The 20,219-nt window shown below is 66.9% G+C and carries 23 protein-coding genes; 10 read left to right on the plus strand and 13 right to left on the minus strand.

The window, feature by feature from the left end; all coding sequences use genetic code 11:
• Positions 1-143: 143 nt before the first annotated feature.
• Positions 144-1,178, plus strand: a complete 1,035-nt coding sequence (locus BST28_RS11160; RefSeq protein ID WP_165758074.1) for a DUF4226 domain-containing protein — start codon at positions 144-146, stop codon at positions 1,176-1,178.
• A 136-nt stretch (positions 1,179-1,314) separates the two neighbouring features.
• Positions 1,315-1,665, plus strand: a complete 351-nt coding sequence (locus tag BST28_RS11165) for a hypothetical protein (protein WP_133054296.1) — start codon at positions 1,315-1,317, stop codon at positions 1,663-1,665.
• Positions 1,666-1,844: 179 nt separating this feature from the next.
• Here BST28_RS11165 and BST28_RS24065 read toward each other — a convergent pair whose 3' ends face one another.
• The 3 genes from BST28_RS24065 to BST28_RS11180 all read right to left on the minus strand — a co-directional run bounded on the left by BST28_RS24065 (position 1,845) and on the right by BST28_RS11180 (position 4,524).
• Positions 1,845-2,321, minus strand: coding sequence for an Rv0361 family membrane protein (locus BST28_RS24065; protein ID WP_165758075.1), 477 nt, complete (start codon positions 2,319-2,321; stop codon positions 1,845-1,847).
• Positions 2,322-2,370: 49 nt separating this feature from the next.
• Entirely contained in the window at positions 2,371-4,059 is a 1,689-nt protein-coding gene (locus BST28_RS11175; RefSeq protein WP_165758077.1) for a serine/threonine-protein kinase PknH/PknJ, read from the minus strand.
• Positions 4,060-4,191: 132 nt separating this feature from the next.
• Positions 4,192-4,524, minus strand: a complete 333-nt coding sequence (locus BST28_RS11180) for a VOC family protein (protein ID WP_373693206.1) — start codon at positions 4,522-4,524, stop codon at positions 4,192-4,194.
• Between the two features lie 78 nt (positions 4,525-4,602).
• Between BST28_RS11180 and BST28_RS11185 the strand changes: the two genes are divergently transcribed.
• Positions 4,603-5,520 (plus strand): alpha/beta fold hydrolase, encoded by a 918-nt coding sequence (locus tag BST28_RS11185; RefSeq protein WP_165758076.1) that lies wholly within the window; start codon positions 4,603-4,605, stop codon positions 5,518-5,520.
• On the opposite strand, the gene BST28_RS11190 is transcribed toward BST28_RS11185, so the two are convergent.
• Complete coding sequence (locus tag BST28_RS11190; RefSeq protein WP_083081034.1) at positions 5,517-6,473, minus strand: dipeptidase; 957 nt, start codon at positions 6,471-6,473, stop codon at positions 5,517-5,519. The genes BST28_RS11185 and BST28_RS11190 overlap by 4 nt on opposite strands.
• Positions 6,474-6,527: 54 nt before the next feature.
• On the opposite strand from BST28_RS11190, the gene BST28_RS11195 reads away from it, so the two are divergent.
• On the plus strand, positions 6,528-7,133 hold the full coding sequence (locus BST28_RS11195; RefSeq protein ID WP_083081037.1) for a GNAT family N-acetyltransferase: 606 nt from the start codon (positions 6,528-6,530) through the stop codon (positions 7,131-7,133).
• Positions 7,134-7,142: 9 nt separating this feature from the next.
• Here BST28_RS11195 and BST28_RS11200 read toward each other — a convergent pair whose 3' ends face one another.
• The 5 genes from BST28_RS11200 to BST28_RS11215 form a co-directional block, all read right to left on the minus strand.
• Complete coding sequence (locus BST28_RS11200; protein ID WP_083081040.1) at positions 7,143-8,261, minus strand: nitronate monooxygenase; 1,119 nt, start codon at positions 8,259-8,261, stop codon at positions 7,143-7,145.
• Between the two features lie 45 nt (positions 8,262-8,306).
• Entirely contained in the window at positions 8,307-9,764 is a 1,458-nt protein-coding gene (locus BST28_RS11205) for an alkaline phosphatase family protein (protein ID WP_083081043.1), read from the minus strand.
• A 6-nt stretch (positions 9,765-9,770) separates the two neighbouring features.
• Positions 9,771-11,171: an alkaline phosphatase family protein gene (locus BST28_RS11210; protein WP_083081046.1), complete on the minus strand. Its 1,401-nt coding sequence runs from the start codon at positions 11,169-11,171 to the stop codon at positions 9,771-9,773.
• A gap of 154 nt (positions 11,172-11,325) precedes the next feature.
• Positions 11,326-11,454, minus strand: coding sequence for a hypothetical protein (locus BST28_RS25090; RefSeq protein WP_272937535.1), 129 nt, complete (start codon positions 11,452-11,454; stop codon positions 11,326-11,328).
• Between the two features lie 471 nt (positions 11,455-11,925).
• Positions 11,926-12,642 carry a TetR family transcriptional regulator gene (locus tag BST28_RS11215; protein WP_083081049.1) on the minus strand — a complete coding sequence of 239 codons (717 nt, stop codon included), beginning with the start codon at positions 12,640-12,642 and terminating at the stop codon, positions 11,926-11,928.
• A gap of 69 nt (positions 12,643-12,711) precedes the next feature.
• Between BST28_RS11215 and BST28_RS11220 the strand changes: the two genes are divergently transcribed.
• Both BST28_RS11220 and BST28_RS11225 read left to right on the plus strand, forming a co-directional pair.
• Positions 12,712-13,767 carry a ferredoxin reductase gene (locus tag BST28_RS11220; protein ID WP_019735272.1) on the plus strand — a complete coding sequence of 352 codons (1,056 nt, stop codon included), beginning with the start codon at positions 12,712-12,714 and terminating at the stop codon, positions 13,765-13,767.
• Between the two features lie 16 nt (positions 13,768-13,783).
• Positions 13,784-14,884 (plus strand): fatty acid desaturase family protein, encoded by a 1,101-nt coding sequence (locus BST28_RS11225; RefSeq protein ID WP_083081052.1) that lies wholly within the window; start codon positions 13,784-13,786, stop codon positions 14,882-14,884.
• An 11-nt stretch (positions 14,885-14,895) separates the two neighbouring features.
• On the opposite strand, the gene BST28_RS11230 is transcribed toward BST28_RS11225, so the two are convergent.
• Together BST28_RS11230 and BST28_RS11235 are read right to left on the minus strand one after the other, a co-directional pair.
• Positions 14,896-15,108 (minus strand): TOBE domain-containing protein, encoded by a 213-nt coding sequence (locus BST28_RS11230; protein WP_019735270.1) that lies wholly within the window; start codon positions 15,106-15,108, stop codon positions 14,896-14,898.
• Between the two features lie 46 nt (positions 15,109-15,154).
• The gene (locus tag BST28_RS11235; RefSeq protein WP_019735269.1) at positions 15,155-15,763 is read right to left on the minus strand and encodes a TetR/AcrR family transcriptional regulator; all 609 of its coding nucleotides are present in this window, start codon (positions 15,761-15,763) and stop codon (positions 15,155-15,157) included.
• A gap of 110 nt (positions 15,764-15,873) precedes the next feature.
• On the opposite strand from BST28_RS11235, the gene BST28_RS11240 reads away from it, so the two are divergent.
• Positions 15,874-17,223, plus strand: coding sequence for a cytochrome P450 (locus tag BST28_RS11240; protein ID WP_083081054.1), 1,350 nt, complete (start codon positions 15,874-15,876; stop codon positions 17,221-17,223).
• Between the two features lie 39 nt (positions 17,224-17,262).
• Here the strand turns inward: BST28_RS11240 and msrA are convergent, their stop codons facing one another.
• Positions 17,263-17,766, minus strand: coding sequence for a peptide-methionine (S)-S-oxide reductase MsrA (gene msrA, locus BST28_RS11245; RefSeq protein ID WP_019738748.1), 504 nt, complete (start codon positions 17,764-17,766; stop codon positions 17,263-17,265).
• Between the two features lie 50 nt (positions 17,767-17,816).
• On the opposite strand from msrA, the gene BST28_RS11250 reads away from it, so the two are divergent.
• The 3 genes from BST28_RS11250 to BST28_RS11260 all read left to right on the plus strand — a co-directional run bounded on the left by BST28_RS11250 (position 17,817) and on the right by BST28_RS11260 (position 19,799).
• On the plus strand, positions 17,817-18,323 hold the full coding sequence (locus tag BST28_RS11250; RefSeq protein ID WP_019738747.1) for a nuclear transport factor 2 family protein: 507 nt from the start codon (positions 17,817-17,819) through the stop codon (positions 18,321-18,323).
• Positions 18,320-19,336: an NAD-dependent epimerase/dehydratase family protein gene (locus BST28_RS11255; protein WP_019738746.1), complete on the plus strand. Its 1,017-nt coding sequence runs from the start codon at positions 18,320-18,322 to the stop codon at positions 19,334-19,336. The genes BST28_RS11250 and BST28_RS11255 overlap by 4 nt, the downstream gene beginning before the upstream one ends.
• 82 nt (positions 19,337-19,418) lie before the next feature.
• Complete coding sequence (locus BST28_RS11260; protein WP_019738745.1) at positions 19,419-19,799, plus strand: DUF427 domain-containing protein; 381 nt, start codon at positions 19,419-19,421, stop codon at positions 19,797-19,799.
• Here BST28_RS11260 and BST28_RS11265 read toward each other — a convergent pair.
• Positions 19,796-20,185 (minus strand): nuclear transport factor 2 family protein, encoded by a 390-nt coding sequence (locus BST28_RS11265; protein ID WP_019738744.1) that lies wholly within the window; start codon positions 20,183-20,185, stop codon positions 19,796-19,798. The genes BST28_RS11260 and BST28_RS11265 overlap by 4 nt on opposite strands.
• Positions 20,186-20,219 lie beyond the last annotated feature (34 nt).

The following is a 20,219-nucleotide window of genomic DNA, read 5'->3' on the forward strand; positions in this document are numbered from 1 at the left end:
GTGTGGCGTGCGGCGAGTGGATAAGCGAGGGTTAGGCCGCGTTAGGCTCGCTGCTCAACTTGGAGCGGAAGCATGTCCGCGCCACCTCGCTAGCTCACTAGATCTGGATTGCTCGTAGGAGAAACGGCGGTTACCTTTGCGGAGTGGCGGAGGTGCTCGGGGCTTTTGCCGATGCAGCGCGGGACGGCGAAGCGCAACTTGTCCAGCGACTGGCGGTATCGACGGCGGCGGACAGCGAGTTTGAGTCGGTGCTGCGCGGTGCCGTCCAGAACAAGCGCCACTCGCGGCAGCGCCTCGACGCTATAGAAGCTGAGATCAAGCAGGCCGCTGTCACTTGGCGGGGGCTCGAAACCCCGCTGGGCGCTCGTCAGTTTCAGCAGTTCTTGGTCCGCAAAACTCGTGAAATCCAGAAAATTGTCGCCGACGGCTTCGCCGACAGTCAGGCTCGGGCCGAAGCGTTGCAAAAGCTCAGTGGCTCTTACGCCATCGGCGGTGATCCGCCATTAGCGCCGCCAACAGCGCCGGCCGATGACTCCGACCGCCCTGGCGATGACAAAGCGGATCCTGACGACATTGCACGGGCGGTTGGTGACGATCGCGACCAGCCGTGGCAATACCCGTGGGACCCGCCACCGCCCGCTGACTCGGCGCCGGGAGGCGGCTATTGGGATATCGACGGTCAATCGCCGTATCAAAGTGGACCCGGTGGTGGGCCGCCCATGGGGCCGATTGCGGCGCCGACGCCATGGCATCGCGGTGTGACGCCGGTGACCGGAGCCAGTTCGGGTTTGGAAGAGGTGGTGACACCGCAGCCCAACGGCTGGGGCGTGCAGCCGGCGTGGAGCCTGCAGGAGGCTTACCGCTTTCGAGTGGTCGGCGAGGGATTTAACGGTGCGCCAGGCCATGTGCGGTGGGTGCAGCGTGACGGCACGTGGTATCAAGCGAAGTGGATCGATTACGACTTCGAGGCGGAGCACGTACGGGCTTTGGTGCCGCACAATGACGCCGAGGGCTATGGCTTGAAACCGTGGGGCATGAACAAGTGGAATCCGATCGGCATAAAAGATATATACAAGCTGCAGGTGAACAACCCGCGGCTGTCGCTGTCGTTGCCCACCCCGATCGGCGGTGCCTTCCAGATGCCCGCGAGCACGCCGCGGGTGGTTTCGGGCCGCTGACATGACAACGAGTCGGTACCGAGCTTGGACGCTGGCAACCACGGCACTTGTCGCGGTTGCCTGCGTGACCTGGGGCATGGCCTGGGCGGTGCGACACCACCGGTCGCCCTCCGCCGCATCCGCCGACGACTGCGCTGTGGTGGCCCAGCTGGCTCAGCTGTGGCGGGCAGATTCGGAAAACTCCATGGATGCGCTGGCTCAAGGCAACAACAACCCACTCACCGAAGCCGACGGTACCGCGGCGCTGAGCGAGAAGGCGCGCGCCGCAGCGCAATCAGTTTCCGATCCAGCGATCAAAGACGACTTGAATAGCTGGGCGGACGGCTTCGCCCTGCTGGCCCAGATCATCCAAGGCGATGCCCAAGAGTCCTCGCCACAAGATTCATCCGGGGAAGCCGAGCGCATTCAAAAAGCCGGTGACCAGATCTATCTGACCGCCGATAAGCTGCGGGCGGCCTGTCCCGAGGCGTTTCCGCCCCGGCACTAAGTCCGTACCGCGCCAACGGCTTTCAGAATCTCCGTTGTAGACGATAAGGGGTTGCATGCGGATCCCGCCCCAGAGGGCACGGCGCAAGCTGTCTGATTGTGCTCACCGGGTGGGGTCGCCCCAATGAACAACAAGATCGCCGCAGGCCGCCACAGGAGCCGGTGTGAGCCTCGGGTGTGTTACCGCACGCAGATCTTCCAGCCGTCAGCGCGCTGCAATCGCAGTGTGGGAGCAAGGTTTCCCAGCGCCTCGTTCTGCGAGTCGAGTGTCACTGTGGCGATGTCACCGTCGATCTCCACCGCGCTCACCGTGGCACGGGTCAGCCCGTTGTCGATGCGGGTCTTCTTCAAGAGGTCCATGACCGGCCCGTCAGTGAATTGGTCGCGCATCGCCGGGCACATCTGCTCCTTGTAGGAGTCCCAATTCTGCGTGTTGTAGGCATCTTGGAACGCCTGCACGGTCTGGCGGATCTGGTCTTCATCCGAGGGGGGAGGAGGCGGTTCAGGAGGCGGCGGTGGGGCGGCCGCGGCCGGCGCCGGGGCCGAAGAGTGCTCGGCAACAGGAGTTCCCGCGGTTAGCGACGAGCTGCAGGACACGATCAGCACGCTGGTGACCAGCAGCCAACTGATACCTGCATGCCAGCGCGTGGTCATCATCAGTGGACCTCCTGGTGGTGGTAGCAGTTCATGCTAAGACGGGCGGGGCTTATTGGTGGGGCACCCGGTCGCCGGTGGCGTTAACGAGGGCAGCTACGTCGTTGCCGCCGCGCGGAAGGCACTGCCGGATGTCGATGAGTACATTTCCGCGCACATTGATGCCGTGCTGGCAGACCGCGGTGCCGTCGCGCAGCCTGGCTGCCGACGTAACGGTCCCGGCGAACACCTCCGAGGGGCCGAACTCCCACGCCTGCGGGCCGCTACCGGCGACGGCGACCGTGATCAACTGGCCGGCACAGCGCTGCCATTGGCGCTGCTGTTCTTGCAGCGATTGCACCGCGGCCATGTGCGTCGGGTAGGACACGACGGCCTGGACCACTCCCTCGTCGGTGGCTCTGCGGTTCATCGCGCGAAGGACCTGCACGGCAACGCCGGTCTGTCCGCGACCGCCGTAGGCGCGTTCCTGCGCGGGAGCCCAGGTGCCGACGCAGTCCGGGGGAGTGGCGGCGGTGTCATCGAGCAAGGCGGTGAAGTCCTCTTCGAGAACCAGCTCGCGTGCGGTGCTGTTGCTTCGGAGTTGGTCGGCGGGTAACAGGATCGCTCGCAGCGCCGCCGGTTGCACATCGTTGGATGCGGGCCCTAGCGGGGAATCTGGTTCGGGGCCGGCTAGGGGAATCGTGGAGTGCGCCGATGCCTCCGATGCGACCGCGGTGGCCGGCTCGGCGGGATGCTCGCGGTCCGCCATCGTGACAGCGGCTATCGAACCGGACACCAACAGGACCGCCGCGGCGCCGGCCAGCATCCATGCACGCCGTCGCGGGCGAGATCGCCTCTCCTGCAGGGGTTCTGAGGCCGGCCGCAATGCGGCCTGCGGGGTAGCGTAGTGCGAACCGGCGGGCAACTGATCGGACAGCGCCGCCTGCGCCGCCTGGGCCAGGGCACTCGCCGAGGGGAAACGGGCTGCCGGATCCTTGGCCATGGCCGTGGCGATGACGACGTCGAGTGCCGGCGGCAGGTGGGACAGGAAATCGCTGACCCTTGGCGGCGGATGATGCAGGTGGGCCATCATCACTGCCGCCATCCCGTTGCCCGACGAGAACGGTGTGCGGCCGGTCAGCAGGGAGAACAGGGTGCAGCCCAGCGAGTAGATGTCGGCGCGACCGTCGAGTTGAGCGCCGGACAGAGCTTCCGGTGCCGCGTAGGCGATGGTCGCCAACACCGATCCGGTGGCGGTCAACCCGACGTCGTCGAGGGCTCGGGCGATACCGAAATCACCCAGCAGGGCGCGTTCGTCTGCGCCCGGCGTGCCCGATAACAAGAAGTTGGCGGGCTTGACGTCGCGATGGATGACGCCGCGAGCGTGGGCGTAGTCGAGGGCTTTGGCGACGTCGGTGACGATGTGCACGGCGCGCTGCGCGGTCATAGTTCCGCTTCGTTGCGCGGCCTCGGCGTCGGTGCCGTCGACGAACTGCATGGCGATCCACAACTGGCCGTCCGCGGTCTGCCCGCGGTTGTAGACCGAGACGATGTGGGGGTGGTCGAGGCTCGCGGCTACCTCGGCCTCGCGGACGAAGCGGGCACGGAAGTCAGGGTTGCGCGACAGCTCCGCGGAAAGAACCTTCAGTGCCTCGCGACGGGGAAGTGCCGGATTTGTCGCGAGATACACCGTCCCCATGCCGCCGGTACCGAGAACCCGCAGGATGCGGTAGCCGGCGACTATCTGCCCGGCGGTGAACATCGACACCCCCGCCGGCCATAGGCGTCCCCTGTATACCGCCGCATAGCGGAAGAGGCTACCGAGTCGATGTCGTCGCCACGGGAGAACCCGGCGGAGCAGAGCACGCCGGTGCGCTTGCGCGTCTCTGACCCGCTACCGCCCCAGCGGCTTATAGAACACCAGCCCGTTGCCCTTGTTGTCATAGACCACGGCCCGGCGCTCATGCGCATCGTCGTAGGGGCCCTTGACGATCCCGCCGCCGCTGGCCTCGATGGCCTTCGCGGCGCCGTCGACGTCATCGGTCTTGATGCCGACCACGACCTGGCCGTGGATGGGGTGGTCGACCGCGGTCGCCAGCGCCAGGGTTACCGATCCGCCGTCGAGCGCGGCGAAGTGCGCGCCGTCGCGAAACTTCAGCGGCATGCCCAGGGTTTCGCTGTAGAACTTGATCGATTCATCCAGGTCGTCGGTGGACAAGACGATCATCCGAATGTCGTGGTCACTCACGGCTACCTCCTGTGGGTTCACTCTCGATCCAGGCTAAGCCCGAGATACCGTCAGCGGGTGGGTAAACGCCTTGCCGCTGTGGTCCTCGTGGCCGTCCTCATCGTATTGCTGGTCAACGCGGTGGTGACGGCCCGCATCTCACGGTCCGCCGAGCCGTTCGCCGGTGGGCGGGTGCTCGAGTTGGCCGGGCCCGATGTGAACATCCGCGAATACGGCTCCGGCGGAGACCGCGCCGTGGTGCTGCTGCACGGATACACCGCGTCGATCCAATGGTGGGAAATGGTGGCGCCGGCGCTGGCGCATGGCACCCGGGTGATCGCGATCGACCTGGTCGGCCACGGCGGCTCGGAAGCACCGCGGGATCGGGCGGCCTACAGCGCCGAGGGGCAGGCCTCAACGGTGCGCCACGCGCTGGATGCGCTGGGTGTGCGCCACGCTGCGATCATCGGGCACTCGATGGGAGGGCTGGTGGCCACCGCTCTGGCCGAGAGCGCACCGCAGCTGGTGGAGCGCGTGGTGGTCTCCGATACCCCTGCCGCGCCGGGGATGGTCGCCTTGCCCGCGTTGGGTAACGCGGTGTGCTGGCCGGTGCTGGGCGCCGCGGTGGACAGCTTGCGGGGTATCGACGCCGTCGACAAGCCCTCGCTGCAAACCGGATTCGCCGCGGATTTCCCCGTTCCCGAGCTGGCGTACCGGTCGTTGAAACGGATGACGCACAACGCCTTGTGCGACGCCAAGACCGCGTCCGCCATCAACGAGCAACGCGCGGTCGCCGACCGGCTGGCAGGCCTGGGCAAGCCGGTGCTGGTGCTCTGGGGCGAACATGACGTGCTGACCCCGACCCAGGCCAACGTTGACCGCTACGGGGCCGCCGGACTGCCGCCCGTCCTCATCGCCGGATCAGGACACAGCCCGATCGTGGAGAAACCGGCCGAGTTCCTCAGTGCAATAAGTGAATTCATCCGCAAGAGCTAATCGTGCCAGGTCAGGCGAGCCACCCGGTGGAAATTCCCGCCGAGTACCGCGCTGATATCGGCATCGGTCCAGCCGCGCGCCGACAGGTGCTCGCCTAACCGCAACCAGGTCTCCGGCGGCATCCACTGGATCGGCCCCCAGCGGGTGTAGCTGTCGTCGAACAACTGCGGGTTGGCGGCCAGCTCGTCGGTGAGCTCGGTGGGATCGAAGGAGTAATCGGTGCTGACCCCGACGTGCTCGATGCCCACCAGCTCGACCGCGTACTCCAGGTGCCGTGTCATCGCCTCCAGCGTGGGAGTGTTGGGCCCCAGGAAGATTCCCACCCCGGTGATGCCGACGACGCCGCCGGTTCCCGCGCATGCCCGAGCCTGATCGTCGGTGATGTTGCGGGGGTGCTCCCAGATCGCGGCCATGCAGGAGTGGCTGTAGATGACCGGCGTGGTCGACACCTCACACAGGCCCAGCCCGGTGCGAGCGCTGCAGTGCGAGCCGTCGGGAACCATGCCCACGGCGTTCATCTCGGCCACAATCGCGCGCCCCCACGCGGTCAGCCCGCCGTCGCGGGCGTCCAGGCAGCCGTGACCGGCCCGGTTGGCGTGGTTGTAGGTGGGCAACAGGGTGCGCACCCCGTGCTCGACCAGCACGGCCAGGTTGTCGAGATCGTCATCGAGGGGGTTGGAGTCCTCCAGGTCGAACACCACCGCGATGCCGCCGGCGCCGGTGATCGCCTCGACATCGGCCAGGCCGGCCGCCAACGTCAGGTCCGGATGGGCGTCGATCGCGCTCCGAAAGTACCGCAACAGCCCCATGGTGTCGGCGAACCGCTGCGGTGAGTAGCCCGCATTCACCGACAGGACGGCTCCGCCCCGGTGCTGGTAGCGGGCCAGCGGCGCCACCTCGGTGCCGTCGCGTAGTGGCAGGCAGGTGTGCTGGTCCCACAACAGGGTGCTCATAGTCGCTGATCTTGCTCGCTACGACGCCCGGACGCGACGCATTAATCTGGCGGGATGGCTATCGATGTGCGGACCGCGCGCAAACCCGACATCACGCCGCTGGCCGCGACGCTGGGCCGCGCGTTCTACGACGATCCGGTGTCGATGTGGATGCTGCCCGACGACGCCGCGCGCACCGCGCAGATGACCACCTACTTCGCCACGTCCACCCGGTATCACCACCTGGCCGGTGGGGGCGTGGAGATAGCCAGCGACGGCTCCGACGTCGGAGCGGCCGCGTTGTGGGACCCGCCGGGCCGCTGGAGGCAGTCGATATGGACGCAGCTGCTGATGGCGCCGGCCCTGATCCGCTCGTTCGGTCTGCGTGTTTCGCAAGGGCGGGCGGTCGCGGATCTGTTGGAAGCCAACCACCCCGAGGAGCCGCACTGGTATCTGGCGGTGATCGGCAGTGATCCCTCGGTGCGCGGGCGCGGCTTCGGGCGGGCCGTCATGCAGCCGCGGCTGGATCGCTGCGACGCCGAGTACTGCCCGGCGTATCTGGAGTCCAGCAAGCCCGAAAACGTGCCGTATTACGAGCGTTTCGGCTTCCGGGTGACCGGGGAGATCACGTTGCCGAATGGTGGGCCGACGCTGTGGAAGATGTGGCGGGATCCCCGATAGCGGCGATGGCTAGTCGCTGACGGAGTTACCGAGCCGTTCGGCGGCCGCGAGGTAGTCCTGCGCGAACTCGAACACCACCTCGCGCGCCGGCCGCACCTTGTTCATCAGGCCCACGCCTTGGCCGACGAAATAGGTGGACAGTGCTTGCGCTCCCGGGTGCCCGGACGCGGCCAGCATATCGACGCGGCGCAGGGCGGGCTCGGCCAGCATGGACTGCAGCGGCAGCGGCAAAGTCGGGTGCCCCTTTTCGTTGGGGCGCCACGCGTCGGTCCAGTCGGACACCAGCTGTCGGGCGGGCTTGCCGGTGCGTCCCGTGGAGCGGATGGTGTCCCGTGAGGACGCCGCCAGCATCTTCTGCTTGGTGTGCGGGGCGGTTTCGGCTTCGTCGGTGGTCAGCCACACCGAACCGGTCCATGCTCCGGCCGCACCCAGGGCCACGCAGGCTGCCATCTGCCGACCCGTCACGATCCCGCCCGCGGCCAGCACCGGCACCGCGTCGTCGATGGCCTCGATGACTTCGGGAACCAGGACCAGCGTGGAGACTTCGCCGCAGTGGCCGCCGGCCTCGGTGCCCTGGGCGACGATGAGGTCGACGCCGTGGGCCACCTGCTTGAGGGCGTGTTCCTTGGCGCCGACCAAGGCCGCGACGGGGATCCCGTTGTCTTTCCCCGACTTGATCATGTAGTCCGGTGGCACACCGAGCGCATTGGCCATCAGGCGGATCGGATGGGTGACGGCAACCTCGAGGAGCTGTTCCCCGGTGCTGCCGGCGAGCATGGCCGGTCCCAGCCGGGGGGTGGCATCGAGCTCGATGTCGTGCTGCGCCAACAGTTCTGCGATAAAGGTCTTGTAGTCATCCGGGATCCGGTCGGAGAGTTGGCTGCCGGACAGATTCTCGCCCTTGCCCTCGAATTTGGCCGGCACGATGATGTCGATGCCGTATGGCTTGCCCTTGACCTGCTCGTCGATCCAGCTCAACTCCCGGTCCAGTTGCTCAGGGGTGTAAGCGGTACCGCCGAGCACGCCGAAGCCGCCCGCGTTGGTCACCGCGGCAACCACATCGCGGCAGTGGCTGAAGGCGAAGAGCGGGAATTCGATGCCGTACTGCTCGCAGATAGGGGTCTTCACGTCTTCGCCGCTCCTTCTCCTGGACTCCGGTACTGCGGAGAAGTATCAGCCCACAAGTGTGTCGACGTCGAGTTGGGGCAGGTCGGAGTCGGCCAAGTCGGGAGCGACAACGGCGTGGTCGGCCAGCAAGGCCTCCAGCGAACCGGTGAACTCGGCGCCACCCGGTAGCGGCAGCGGTGCGTCGTTCGGCGCGATGACACCTGCCCCGGTCAGGTATCCGACCGCTCGGCCCAACTCCGCGACCACGTCGACGGCGACCCCGCCGACGGTCCGCAGCGCCCACTGGGCGCCCTCGGCCAGCCCGCTGATCAGGAAGATGTCCTGGTTGATGATCGACTGCAGATAGTTGTCGATCGGGTTGAGGACATAACTCTGGAGCATGTATCCGGCGCCGCCGGCCAGCGCGCGAAGGCCCAGCATGATCTCGGTGCCGATGTTGGGGTAGCCGAAGCTGTCGATCGCCTCGGTGAGGGATTGCTTGAGATCGACCGGGAAGACGACGCTGTTGAGCAGTTCCGGGTCGGTCTGCATCGGGACGCCGTCGAAGTCCGACCGCATCGGGATCCCGAAGACCTGCAGGATCGTCGGGGTGATGTCGACGGTGCGGTAGGCCAGGTTCTGGGCGCCGGCCTGCGCCTCATTGCCGGCCAGGGAGAACATGATGAAACTCGACGTCTCGTTGGGCGACTGGAAGCCGTGGCCGAGGCTGAAACCGGGCAGGTCCGGGTTCTGCTGGTGGCCGTGGTCGGTGACGGCGATGATCGTCCAGCGGTCCCCGGTGGCCGCCTCGGCTTGGGCGACCGCCTCCAGGATCTGCTTGAAGTTGGCCCCGACATTGATGACGGCCTGGGCGTACTCCTGCGACCCGCCGCCGAACGAGTGTCCGGCGTGATCGACCTGCGACTGGTAGGCGAACATAAAGGTCGAGAGGTCCGGATTGTTCGCGGTCGCCAGAATTCTGGCGACGGTCTCGTCGGTGACCAGCGCGTCCATCTCCGCCGACGTGGAGCCACCGGAGATGCCGACGATGTGGTCGGCCGGATAGCCGCCCGTGGAGGCCATCTCGGTGAACAAGCCCCGGCCCGAGATGACCGTGGTGTCGATCTCGGGCTTGTGGTACTCGATCAGGTTGAACACCGACGGCCAGGTCGTGTACGGCTCGGGACGGTAGATGTTGCTGACCACTCCGTGCTTGTCGTCCCACACCCCGGTCAGGATCGTCGACCACGACGGGGTGGACATCGTCTGGTGGCCGATGATGCTGGTGGCAGCGGTGATACCCCGGTCCATGAGCATCGTGAATCCGCTGTCATCGCCGGAGGCGTACTCGAGGATCTTGTCCAGGTTGGTGCCGTCGGTGCCGAGCAGCAGCACGTGTTCGGCGGCAAGCATCCACTCGGCGCTCAGCGTGGACAGCCCCGCCTGCGGCCCGACCGCCGCCCCCGTTCCGGCGACCAGGCCGGCAACGGTTGCGCCACAGAGAAACTGCTTGGTGGTCGTCATGGCGTGTCAGCCCAACGGGGCATCGATGTCGAGCAGGGGCAGAGCGGTGTCGGGGAAGTCGGGCAGGGTGAAGTCGGCGCCTCCGGGCAGTGGCAGCGGCGCGTCGGTGGGCTCGATGACACCCGCTCCGAGCAGGTGCGAGATCGCCACGGCCATGGCATTGGTGGAGTCCACGACCACTCGCCCGGTGAATTGGACGACCTGCTGGGTGATTTCGGCCAGCCCGCTGAGCAGGAAGATGTCCTGGTCGATGACGCTCTGCAAAAATTTGGTGATCTCGGTCAGGCCGAGGTTGATCCCGTAGGGGATGCTGGCGATCACCGTGCGGATGGCCAGTTCGATGTCGTTGCCGATGTTGGGGTAGCCGAACATCGCGATCGCGTCGGTCAGTGCCTGCTTGAGGTCGACAGGTGCGACGATGCTGTTCACGATGGCCGGGTCGGTCATCGAGACACCGTCGAAGTCCGAGCGCATCGGAACTCCGAACAGCGCCAGAATCGTCGGCGTGATATCGGCGATGGAGTAGTTCAGGTTCTGGCTGCCGTCGGTGGTGTCAGCGCCGGCTTGATCGAAGATGACGAACTGCGTCGTCTCATTCGGCGACTGGAAGCCGTGGCCGAAGCCCAGCGACTGGGTGTGGCCGTGGTCGGTGGTGAGGATGATCGACCAGTCGTCCCCGGTGATCGCCTTGACTTCTTCGATCGCGGCCAGAATCTCCTTGATGTTGGCGCCGAGATTGATGACTGCCTGCATGTACTCATCAGACCCGCCACCGAACGAGTGGCCGGCGGTATCGGCTTGGGACTGGTAGGAGAACAGGAAACTCGAGATATCGTCCGGGTTGTTCTGGGTCGCCATGATTTGGGCGATGGTGAGCGCGGTGACCATCGCGTCGGAATCGGCCGGGCTGCCCTCCGTCGGGACGAAGACGTTGTTGTCGGCCGAATACCCGCCCGCAGAGGCCAATTCGTTGAGGTAGTGCCAGTTGCTGATGATCGTGGTGTCGATCTCGGGCTTGTTGTATTCGATCAGGTTGAACACCGTCGGCCATTTGTCGTACGGCTCGGGCCGGAACAGGTTGTTGATCACTCCGTGCTTGTCGTCCCACACCCCGGTGAGGATCGTCGACCACGACGGCCCGGAGATCGTGGTGTGGTTGACCTCGGTCGCGGCCCCGGTGATGCCCTGGTCCATCGCCGTCTTGAAGCCACTGGCGTCGTTGTAGGCGTATTCGAGGATCTTGGAGAGGTTCACGCCGTCGACGCCGATCAGCAGCACGTGCTCGGCGGCAAGCATCCATTCGGCAGTGCGGGCGGACAGTCCCGCCTGCGTCCCGACCGCCGCCCCGGTTCCGGCAACCAGGCCTGCCACAGCCGCACCGCACAGGACCTGCTTGATTGTTGTCACGATCGATTCCCCGTCGCCGAAGTTGTGGGACCAGTTGGCTGGGACAGTAGCAATTACCCAGGAAAAACTCAGCTTTCTCTCGTATCCCGATCATTTGGCCTGGAAGACACTGAGATTTACGTTGGCGGCTGCGGTCGCGGGCGGCCCATTCGGCTCACGTCAGGTTGCGGAGACGCTCCAAAGCACGGAAGTCGGTCAGTTCCGCCCGGTGCTCGGGGTGCGACCAGTAGAACCGCACCCATTCCCGCAGCGCGTGCCCGCCCGGCGTGAAGGAATCCACCACAAGGGAAGGGGAGGACTTTCCTCGGACCCCAACAGGAAAAGGGTGCCTCGCATCGGCCAGGGCCGGCCGGGCGCGCCCGCCGCGACGCCGCCCACTTCGTTCCAAGTACCGCAACGCGATGTCAACCCTTGCCGGATCTCAAACCCTTTGCCGCTCAACCGGAGGTAGCTTATGCCGCCGTGGCGGAGCATTGCCCAGAGGCTCGGCAGACCCCATAGTGCTCCCGCGCCGCAGATGAAGAGGAACTGCATCACCCGCTACGGCCAGCCCGCCGCGGTGTTCCACTGCGACACCATCAAGCCACGCCACGCGTGCGGCGCACCCGCGAGCCGGGTAGTCGGTAGCCGCCGTAGAGCCGGGCGACTCGCCCGCCGGATGGTCCTTGTCGTCCGAGCTGGTGCCCAGAAGCGGCAGTTGCCGTGGCATACATGCCGTTGGGCGCTACCACCAAAGCGCCCAGATCCGCACCGCTCAGGGCTTGCTGCGCCAGCCCTCGGCAGCCAGGGCGATCATCCGGAGTTGTTTGACGGCAACGTGCTTGATCTCGGCGAGCGCCTCCGCGTCGGGGGCCTCCTCGATGGCCTCGGCGTTGACGGTCATCGCGTTGACGAACAGGCCCGCCAGGATGTTCAGATCCTCGGTGCTCCACCCGCTCAAGCCCGGGAAGCGCGCCAGGTCGGTGGCCAGCTCGGAGGTGATCAACCGGATCTCGGTGCGAATCGCATAGCGCAGCACCGTCATACCGCTGAAGCGTTCCCGGTTGATAAAGCGCCAGTACTCCGGGCGGGCGGCCACGCTGCTGATCAGTACCTCGACGGATGACTCGATGATCCGGTTGGGATCGACCCCGCCGCTGCGGGCGTCGCGCAGCGTCTCCCGCAACGCCCGAAACGACTCGTCGATGAGCACCAGGCCCAGCGCGTCCATCGACTCGAAGTGCCGATAGAAGGCGGCCGGGACGATGTTGGCCGCGCGCGTCACCTCCCGCAGGCTCAGCGCGCTGAAACTGCGTTCGTCCAGCAGCGTCAGTGCCGCGCCGATGATGGCGCGGCGGGTGGCCTCCTTGCGTTCCTCGCGCGAGGGCCGCTCCGGCCGCTCGGGGCGGGGCGGACGCGCGGAACGCTCGGGGCGGGGTGGGCGCGGCGGCCTCGTTCGCCCCGACCGTGAATTCGGCGTACGACTGTTCACCGGTGTGAAGCCTAGCACAGCGGGCGTATAGCCCTTGACAGCTCGTGAACAAGTGTTCACTGTGTACATATGTTCACTCAAACTTTGACGCGGCGGGTACTGGGCTCCGGTCTGCTCGACCTGCTCACCGGCCCCCACGGGGTTGACCGCTACACCGAACTGGTGTCGCCGACCTGGACCCGCAACGACGCCCGGGCCCGGGTCGTCGCGGTCCGCCGCGCCACCCCGCGCAGCGTGACCCTGCTGCTGGAACCCAATGACGCATTCGAGGGCTTTCGGGCCGGCCAACACATCAACATGTCCGTCGACATCGACGGGCGCCGGCGCACCCGGTGCTACTCGCCGGCCAGCGCCGAGGGGCAGCGGCTCATCGAGCTCACCATCGGCCGCCACGAGTCCGGTCTGGTCTCCGAGCACCTGTACCGCAACGCCCGCCCCGGCATGGTCGTCGGGCTGGACAAGGTGGGCGGCGACTTCGTGCTGCCCGCGATCCGGCCCAGGCGCATCCTGCTGATCTCCGGCGGCAGCGGAATCACCCCGGTGATGTCGATGCTGCGCACGCTGATCGCCGAACGCTATGCCGGCCGGGTGACGTTCATCCACTACGCCCGTACCTCCGAGGAGGCCTGCTATCGCGAGGAACTCGCCGCGATGCCGCGGGTGAAGGTGCTGCACGGCTACACCCGCGCACCGGAAGCCGGTGACCTGCAGGGCTATTTCGACGCCAAGCACCTGGCCGCAGTCGGCCCGGAACCGGACGCGGTCTACGTGTGCGGCCCGCCGGCGCTGGTGGCGGCCGTGCGCGAGCAGCGGCCCGACGCCGTCTCGGAGAGTTTCGTGCCGCCGGAGTTCGCGCCCCCGGCCGAAGCTTCCGGGGGGCAGGTGACCTTCCTGGGCAGCACCATCTCGGTGGTCGACGACGGCCGGCCACTGCTGGAGCAGGCTGAAGCAGCCGGCCTGCAGCCGGCCAGCGGATGCCGGATGGGCATCTGCCACAGCTGCACCTGCCGCAAAACCGGTGGCACGGTGCGAAACCTGATCACCGGAGCGATCTCCAGCTCCGAGAGTGAAGACATCCAGATCTGCGTGTCGGTGCCCGTCGGCGACGTCGACATCGACCTCTAGACCCAAGGAGACAACCATGACACAGTCAGTCCTCGAGCGCCCGCAGACCGAGCAGCCCCGGGTCCTCAAGCGCTCGGATCTCCCGCCGAACCTCGACGAGTTCGGCGCCGAGCTCGACGCCCTGCGCCAAAGCGTCCTCGACGACCTCGGCGAACGCGACGCCGACTACATCCACCGGATCATCAAGGCGCAGCGCTCCCTGGAGGTCGGCGGGCGCGCCCTGCTGTTCTTCAGCATCATTCCGCCGGCCTGGCTGGCCGGCACCGTGATGCTGGGGCTGTCGAAGATCCTCGACAACATGGAGATCGGCCACAACGTCATGCACGGCCAGTACGACTGGATGGGCGAACCGGCGTTGTACGGCAAGCACTTCGAGTGGGACACCGCCTGCCCGGCCGATCAGTGGCGCCACTCGCACAACTACATGCACCACACCTACACCAACATCGTCGGGATGGACCGCGACGTCGGCTACGGCATCCTGCGGATGAGCGAGAAGCAGCCCTGGGAGCCCTACTTTCTGGGCAATCCGCTGTATGCCTTCCTGCTGATGGTGCTGTTCCAGTACGGGGTGGCGGTGCACGAGTTGGAGACCGAGCGCATCCGTGCCGGTGAGATCGGTTTCGCCGACAAGCGCGAAATGCTGCGTGAGACCTGGCAGAAGGTGCGTCGCCAGACTCTCAAGGACTACGTGGCGTTCCCGCTGCTGGCGGGTCCGTTCGCGCCTTTGGTGTTCGCGGGCAACATGACCGCCAACCTGATGCGCAACGTGTGGGCCTACACCATCATCTTCTGCGGGCACTTCCCCGACGGCACACAGGAGTTCACCGTCGAGGAGGCCGAGAACGAGTCACGCGGAATGTGGTACTACCGCCAGATTCTCGGTTCGGCGAACCTGACCGGCGGCAAGTGGTTCCACATCCTGACCGGCAACCTGTCGTTCCAGGTGGAGCACCACCTGTTCCCCGACTTGCCGGCGCACCGCTACGCCGAGATCGCCCCGCGGGTGCGAGAGATCTGCGAACGCTACGGGGTTGCCTACAACACCGGCCCGCTGCTCAAGCAGTTCGGCACCGTGGTGCGCAAGATCTGCAAGCTGGCGCTGCCCTGGAATTAGTGCTTCCGGGACTACTCGACGCCGATGGTGACCTCGGTCGATTTGATGAACACCGTGGCCGGCTGACCGACCTTGAGGTCGAGGTCCAGGGCGGCATCGCGGGTGACCGACGAGGTGATGACCTGGTCGCCCCCGTCGAGCCGGATCTTGACCACGGCCATCACCGCACCGACGTCAACGTCGGCGATCGTCCCGGTGAGTTGGTTGCGCGTTGAGAGTCGCATGGCGGTCCTCCGGATTCTCCGATGCGTCCGACGGGCCAACGGTAGTTCAGCGCCGCGGCCCCAGCAGCGCAATGGACGCATCGACGGCGGGATCGACGATAGCGCCGACATCGGTGCCGTCCTCGACGGCCAGCGCGGTCAGCTCCCGCAGACCACCCAGCAGGATCACCGCCAGTGCCGGGCTCAGCCGCGGCAGGTCGGCCCGCCGGAATCCCGGACTGCCGCTGAGCTCGACCAGCAGGTTCGACATCAGATCCAGTCCGCGTCGCTGGGCCGGGCGCGCCGCCTCACCCAGCGACGGCAGTTCCCGGATCCAGCTCAACGTGATCGCCGGCCGGGCCCGGATCTGGTCGACGTAGGCCTGCACCGCCTGGCGGATCTGGTCCTGCCAGTCGGCCTGCGGGTCGACCGCGGCGCGGATCCGCTGGGCGAGCTCCTCGTTATCGGCGCGCAACAGCTCCAAGAAGCACTCTTCCTTGCTGGCGAAGCAGTCGTAGAAGGTGCGTTTGGAGGTTCGCGCGGCGCGCACGATGTCGGCGACGGTGCTGGCCCGGTAGCCGCGCTCGGCGATGGAGTCGGCCAGGCCGTCGAGCAGCCGGCGCCGGAACAGGTCGGCCGCGTCTGCCGCCGGACCGTTGACCGCCAGAGTCGTCATCGCCGTACCTCTCCACCCGCGAACCCTTGCCAGTCGCCGGTACTTAAGGGTACCGTGGCCGACAAGTATTTGGTACGCATCGGTACCACGTCGCGCCGGGGAGGCATCGCATGACCCAGACGGTAGGCAGCCAGACCTCTGAGATCGTCGACACCCAGGTGCCGCCGGCGATCAACCTTCCGCCGGGGCCGCGAGTCCCCAAGGCGCTGTCGGGCCTGCTGCTGACCCTGGCGCGGCGCCAGGCGGTGGAGCACCTGACCCGGCGCTACGGCGCCGCGTTCACCATCAACAGCCCGGTGTTCGGGCCGACCGTCTTCGTCACCGAACCGGACCTGGCCCGGCAGGTGTTCCTCGCCAACCCCGAAGACGTCGGCAACATCCAGCCCAACCTGTCTCGCATCCTCGGGCCGGGTTCGGTGTTCGCCCTCGACGGTGCCGAGCATCGGCGCCGGCGCAACCTGTTGAGCCCGCCGTTCCACGGCAAGAGTGTGCGGGCCTACGAGCAGATCATCGTCGAGGAGACCCTCCGCGAGATCAAGGACTGGCCCACCGGCACGCCGTTCGAGACGCTGCTGCCGATGAACCGGATCACCCTGAACGTGATCCTGCGCGCGATCTTCGGCGCCGAAGGCGCGGAACTCGACCAGTTGCGGATCGGCCTGCCGAAATGGGTGACGCTGGGCTCGCGACTGGTGGCGCTGCCGATTCCGGTCCGCAACTACGGACGATTCACCCCGTGGGGCCGGTTGGCCGCCTGGCGCGACCAGTACGAGACCATCCTGGACAAGCTGATCGACGACGTGTGCGCCGACCCGAACTTCGAGAACCGCACCGACGTGCTGACCCTGCTGCTGACCAGCACCTACGACGACGGTACGGCGATGACCCGCAGAGAGATCGCGGACGAGTTGCTGACCCTGCTGGCGGCGGGTCACGAGACCACGGCCTCGACCATGGCCTGGGTCTTCGAGCGGCTGAGCCGCTTTCCGGAGTGGCTCGACGAGCTCACCGCCGAGGCCGACACCGACAAGAACACGTTGCGCCGCGCCGCCATTCGAGAAGTTCAGCGGGTGCGCACGGTGATCGACTTCGCCGGCCGGCACGTCTATGCCCCCAGCGTGCAGATCGGCGAATGGGTCATTCCGCGCGGGTACGGGCTGATCGTCGGGATCAACCAGATTCACCAGAACCCCTCCGCCTTTGCCGACCCGCAACGCTTCGACCCGCAGCGGTTTCTTACCGGCAGCCCGTCGGCCTTCGAGTGGCTGCCCTATGGCGGGGGCAGCCGACGCTGCCCCGGATCGACGTTCGCCAACCTGGAGATGGACCTGGTGCTGCGAACAGTGTTGCGGCACTTCACCATCGAGCCCACTGGCGAGCCGGGGGAGAAGTATCACGCCCGCGGGGTGGCCTTCACCCCGAAGAAGGGCGGGCGGATCACCGTACACCGGCGAGCCTGACCGGGCCGCCTCCTAGGGGCAGCGCGCCGTGGAGAGTCGCTAGGGCTGACGCTGCAGCTGCCAGTCCGGCCGGACGTAGTGGCAGGTGTAGCCGCCGGGGAACCGCTCGAGGTAGTCCTGGTGCTCGGGCTCGGCCTCCCAGAAGTCACCGGCCGGGCTGACCTCGGTCACCACCTTGCCCGGCCAGCGCCCGGAAGCCTCCACGTCGGCGATGGTGTCCACCGCGATCTGGCGCTGCTCGTCGTCGAGGTAGAAGATCGCCGAACGGTAGCTCGGCCCGATGTCATTGCCCTGCCGGTTGGGGGTCGTCGGGTCGTGGATGGCGAAGAAGAACTCCAGCAGACTGCGGTAGTCGGTCACGGCCGGGTCGTAGGTGATCTCGATGGCCTCGGCGTGGGTGCCGTGATTGCGGTAGGTGGCGTTCGGTACGTCGCCGCCGGTGTAGCCGACGCGGGTGGACACCACCCCGGGTTGTTTGCGGATCAGATCCTGCATGCCCCAAAAGCAGCCGCCGGCCAGGATCGCGCGCTGGTTATCGGTCATGCCCGCCATTATCCTCGACAACGCGGCTAGAACGTGTTCTAGTTCTTCGCATGACGAATCCGCAGTTCAGCCGCGCGGAGCTCGCGGCAGCATTCGAGACCTTCGAGCAGACCGTCGCCCGAGCCGCCGAGACCAAGGACTGGGACGCCTGGGTCGGCCACTACACCCCCGACGTGGAATACGTCGAACACGCCATGGGCACCATGCACGGCCGCGAGGAGGTGCGCCGCTGGATCCGCCAGACGATGTCGACGTTCCCGGGCAGCCACATGACCGAGTTCCCGGCGCTGTGGACGGTCATCGACGAGGCCGGCGGCCGGATCATCTGCGAACTGGACAACCCGATGCGCGACCCCGGCGACGGCACCATCATCAGCGCCACCAACATCTCGATCATCACCTACGCCGGCGACGGCCTGTGGAGCCGGCAGGAGGACATCTACAACCCGTTGCGCTTCGTCGCCGCGTCCATGAAGTGGTGCCGCAAGGCGCAGGATCTCGGCACCCTCGATGAGGAGGCGTCGGCCTGGATGCAGCAGTTCGGGGGGACCGAGTGAACGCCCGCCCCAAGCTCGTCATCGGCGCCAACGGATTCCTCGGCTCGCACGTCACGCGCCGGCTGGTCGATGCGGGTGAGAATGTGCGGGTCATGGTGCGCAGCGGCGCCAACACGATCGGGATCGATGACCTGGACGTCACCCGGTTCCACGGCGACGTGTTCGACACCGCCACGCTGCGTGCGGCGATGACCGGCTGCGAGGACATCTATTACTGCGTCGTCGACACCCGGGCCTGGCTGCGCGATCCGGCCCCGCTGTTCCGCACCAACGTCGAAGGCCTGCACAACGTCCTCGACGTGGCGACCGAAGAGCCGGTCGCGGCCGGCCTGCGCCGGTTCGTGTTCACCAGCAGCTACGTGACCGTCGGCCGTCGCCGCGGCCATGTCGCCACCGAGGCCGACCAGATCGACCGTCGCCGCCTCACCCCCTACGTCCAGTCCCGGGTGCAGGCCGAAGACCTGGTGCGCCGTTATGCGGCCGACGCCCGCCTGCCGGCCGTCGCGATGTGTGTGTCGAGCACCTACGGCGACGGCGACTGGGGCCGCACCCCGCACGGGGCATTCATCGCCGGCGCCGTCTACGGCAAACTGCCGTTCGTGATGGACGGCATCCGGCTGGAGGCCGTCGGGGTCGACGACGCGGCGCAGGCACTGATCCTGGCCGCCACACACGGCCGAAACGGGGAGCGGTACCTGATCTCCGAGCGCATGATCACCAACGCCGAGATCATCCGGATCGCGGCCGACGAGGCCGGGGTGCCGCCGCCGCCGCGGTCGATCTCGGTGCCGGCGCTCTACGGCCTGGGGGCGCTGGGCGCGCTGAAGGCCCGACTGAGCGGCAAGGACGCCGAGCTGTCGCTGAAATCCGTTCGGATGATGCGCGCGGAGTTCGAAGTCGACCACAGCAAGGCGGTACGCGAGCTGGGCTGGAAGCCCCGGCCGGTGGAGGAATCGATCCGCGAGGCCGCCCGATTCTGGATGACGCTGCGCGACGCCAAACGACCGGCCTGACCCGGCGACGCGGATCAGACCAGGGGGGCCGGGAATCTTCACCGCGAAACGGTGTTGCACCTGCTACGTGTGAGGAGTTGCCATGAGTGATCTACCCGTTCTGGAACCCACCGCCGAACACCCGATCACGATCGAGCCGACGGCCGGCCGGGTCGAGGTGCGCGTGCAGGGCCAGACCATCGCCGACACCCGCGCCGCGCTGACGCTGCGGGAGGCGGCCTACCCGGCGGTGTACTACATTCCCCGCGGTGATGTCAGCGAGGCCGCGCTCACCCGCACCGACACCACCAGCTATTGCCCGTTCAAGGGGCACGCCAGTTACTTCAGCGTGACCACGGCGGGCGGCGACACGGTCGCCGACGCGATCTGGACCTACGAGCAGCCGTTTCCCGCGGTCGCCGCGATCGCCGGGCACGTCGCCTTCTACCCGGACAAGGCCGACATCAGCGTCTCCGGAGACTAAATCCCCAGCACCTCGGCGGCGAACCGTGTCTCGGTGTACTCGCGCACCGACACGATCCGGCCGTCGCGGGTGTCGACGATGAACACCAGGGGGCTGTCGTAGTGGGCGCCGTCTGCGGTGACGCATTCGCCGTGCGCCTCGATCACCACCGTCTCGCCCTCGTTGATGCAGCGGGTCAGATCCAGGGCGACCCGCAGCCCGCGACGGCGCTCCTGCACCTGCTGGCGCAATGCGTCCGCGTCGATCGCCTCGCGGGTCAGGATGCTCCAGTAGGTGAAGTCGTCACTGACCAGCGTGAAAATGTCGTTCAAGTCGTCGTCGCCACAGATGCCCTGCAGGAACATCCACGCCAATTCCGCCTGCGGGTCGTCGAAGGGGGTGGCCACCCCCTCATGGTGGCGTGGCGAAGCGAAGCGGTCA

This window comes from Mycolicibacter kumamotonensis, from assembly GCF_002086285.1.
Classification (GTDB): domain Bacteria; phylum Actinomycetota; class Actinomycetes; order Mycobacteriales; family Mycobacteriaceae; genus Mycobacterium; species Mycobacterium kumamotonense.

What these genes read in the sequence shown, in the direction of transcription:
- BST28_RS11260 (WP_019738745.1), top strand. Translation starts at nt 19,419, where the DNA reads ATGAGTGATCTACCCGTTCTGGAACCCACCGCCGAACACCCGATCACG.
- BST28_RS11195 (WP_083081037.1), top strand. Translation starts at nt 6,528, where the DNA reads ATGGCTATCGATGTGCGGACCGCGCGCAAACCCGACATCACGCCGCTG.
- BST28_RS24065 (WP_165758075.1), bottom strand. Translation starts at nt 2,321, where the DNA reads ATGATGACCACGCGCTGGCATGCAGGTATCAGTTGGCTGCTGGTCACC.
- BST28_RS11180 (WP_373693206.1), bottom strand. Translation starts at nt 4,524, where the DNA reads ATGATCGTCTTGTCCACCGACGACCTGGATGAATCGATCAAGTTCTAC.
- BST28_RS11240 (WP_083081054.1), top strand. Translation starts at nt 15,874, where the DNA reads ATGACCCAGACGGTAGGCAGCCAGACCTCTGAGATCGTCGACACCCAG.
- BST28_RS11220 (WP_019735272.1), top strand. Translation starts at nt 12,712, where the DNA reads ATGTTCACTCAAACTTTGACGCGGCGGGTACTGGGCTCCGGTCTGCTC.
- BST28_RS11230 (WP_019735270.1), bottom strand. Translation starts at nt 15,108, where the DNA reads ATGCGACTCTCAACGCGCAACCAACTCACCGGGACGATCGCCGACGTT.
- BST28_RS11235 (WP_019735269.1), bottom strand. Translation starts at nt 15,763, where the DNA reads ATGACGACTCTGGCGGTCAACGGTCCGGCGGCAGACGCGGCCGACCTG.
- BST28_RS11190 (WP_083081034.1), bottom strand. Translation starts at nt 6,473, where the DNA reads ATGAGCACCCTGTTGTGGGACCAGCACACCTGCCTGCCACTACGCGAC.
- msrA (WP_019738748.1), bottom strand. Translation starts at nt 17,766, where the DNA reads ATGACCGATAACCAGCGCGCGATCCTGGCCGGCGGCTGCTTTTGGGGC.
- BST28_RS11205 (WP_083081043.1), bottom strand. Translation starts at nt 9,764, where the DNA reads ATGACGACCACCAAGCAGTTTCTCTGTGGCGCAACCGTTGCCGGCCTG.
- BST28_RS11225 (WP_083081052.1), top strand. Translation starts at nt 13,784, where the DNA reads ATGACACAGTCAGTCCTCGAGCGCCCGCAGACCGAGCAGCCCCGGGTC.
- BST28_RS11250 (WP_019738747.1), top strand. Translation starts at nt 17,817, where the DNA reads ATGACGAATCCGCAGTTCAGCCGCGCGGAGCTCGCGGCAGCATTCGAG.
- BST28_RS11175 (WP_165758077.1), bottom strand. Translation starts at nt 4,059, where the DNA reads ATGTTCACCGCCGGGCAGATAGTCGCCGGCTACCGCATCCTGCGGGTT.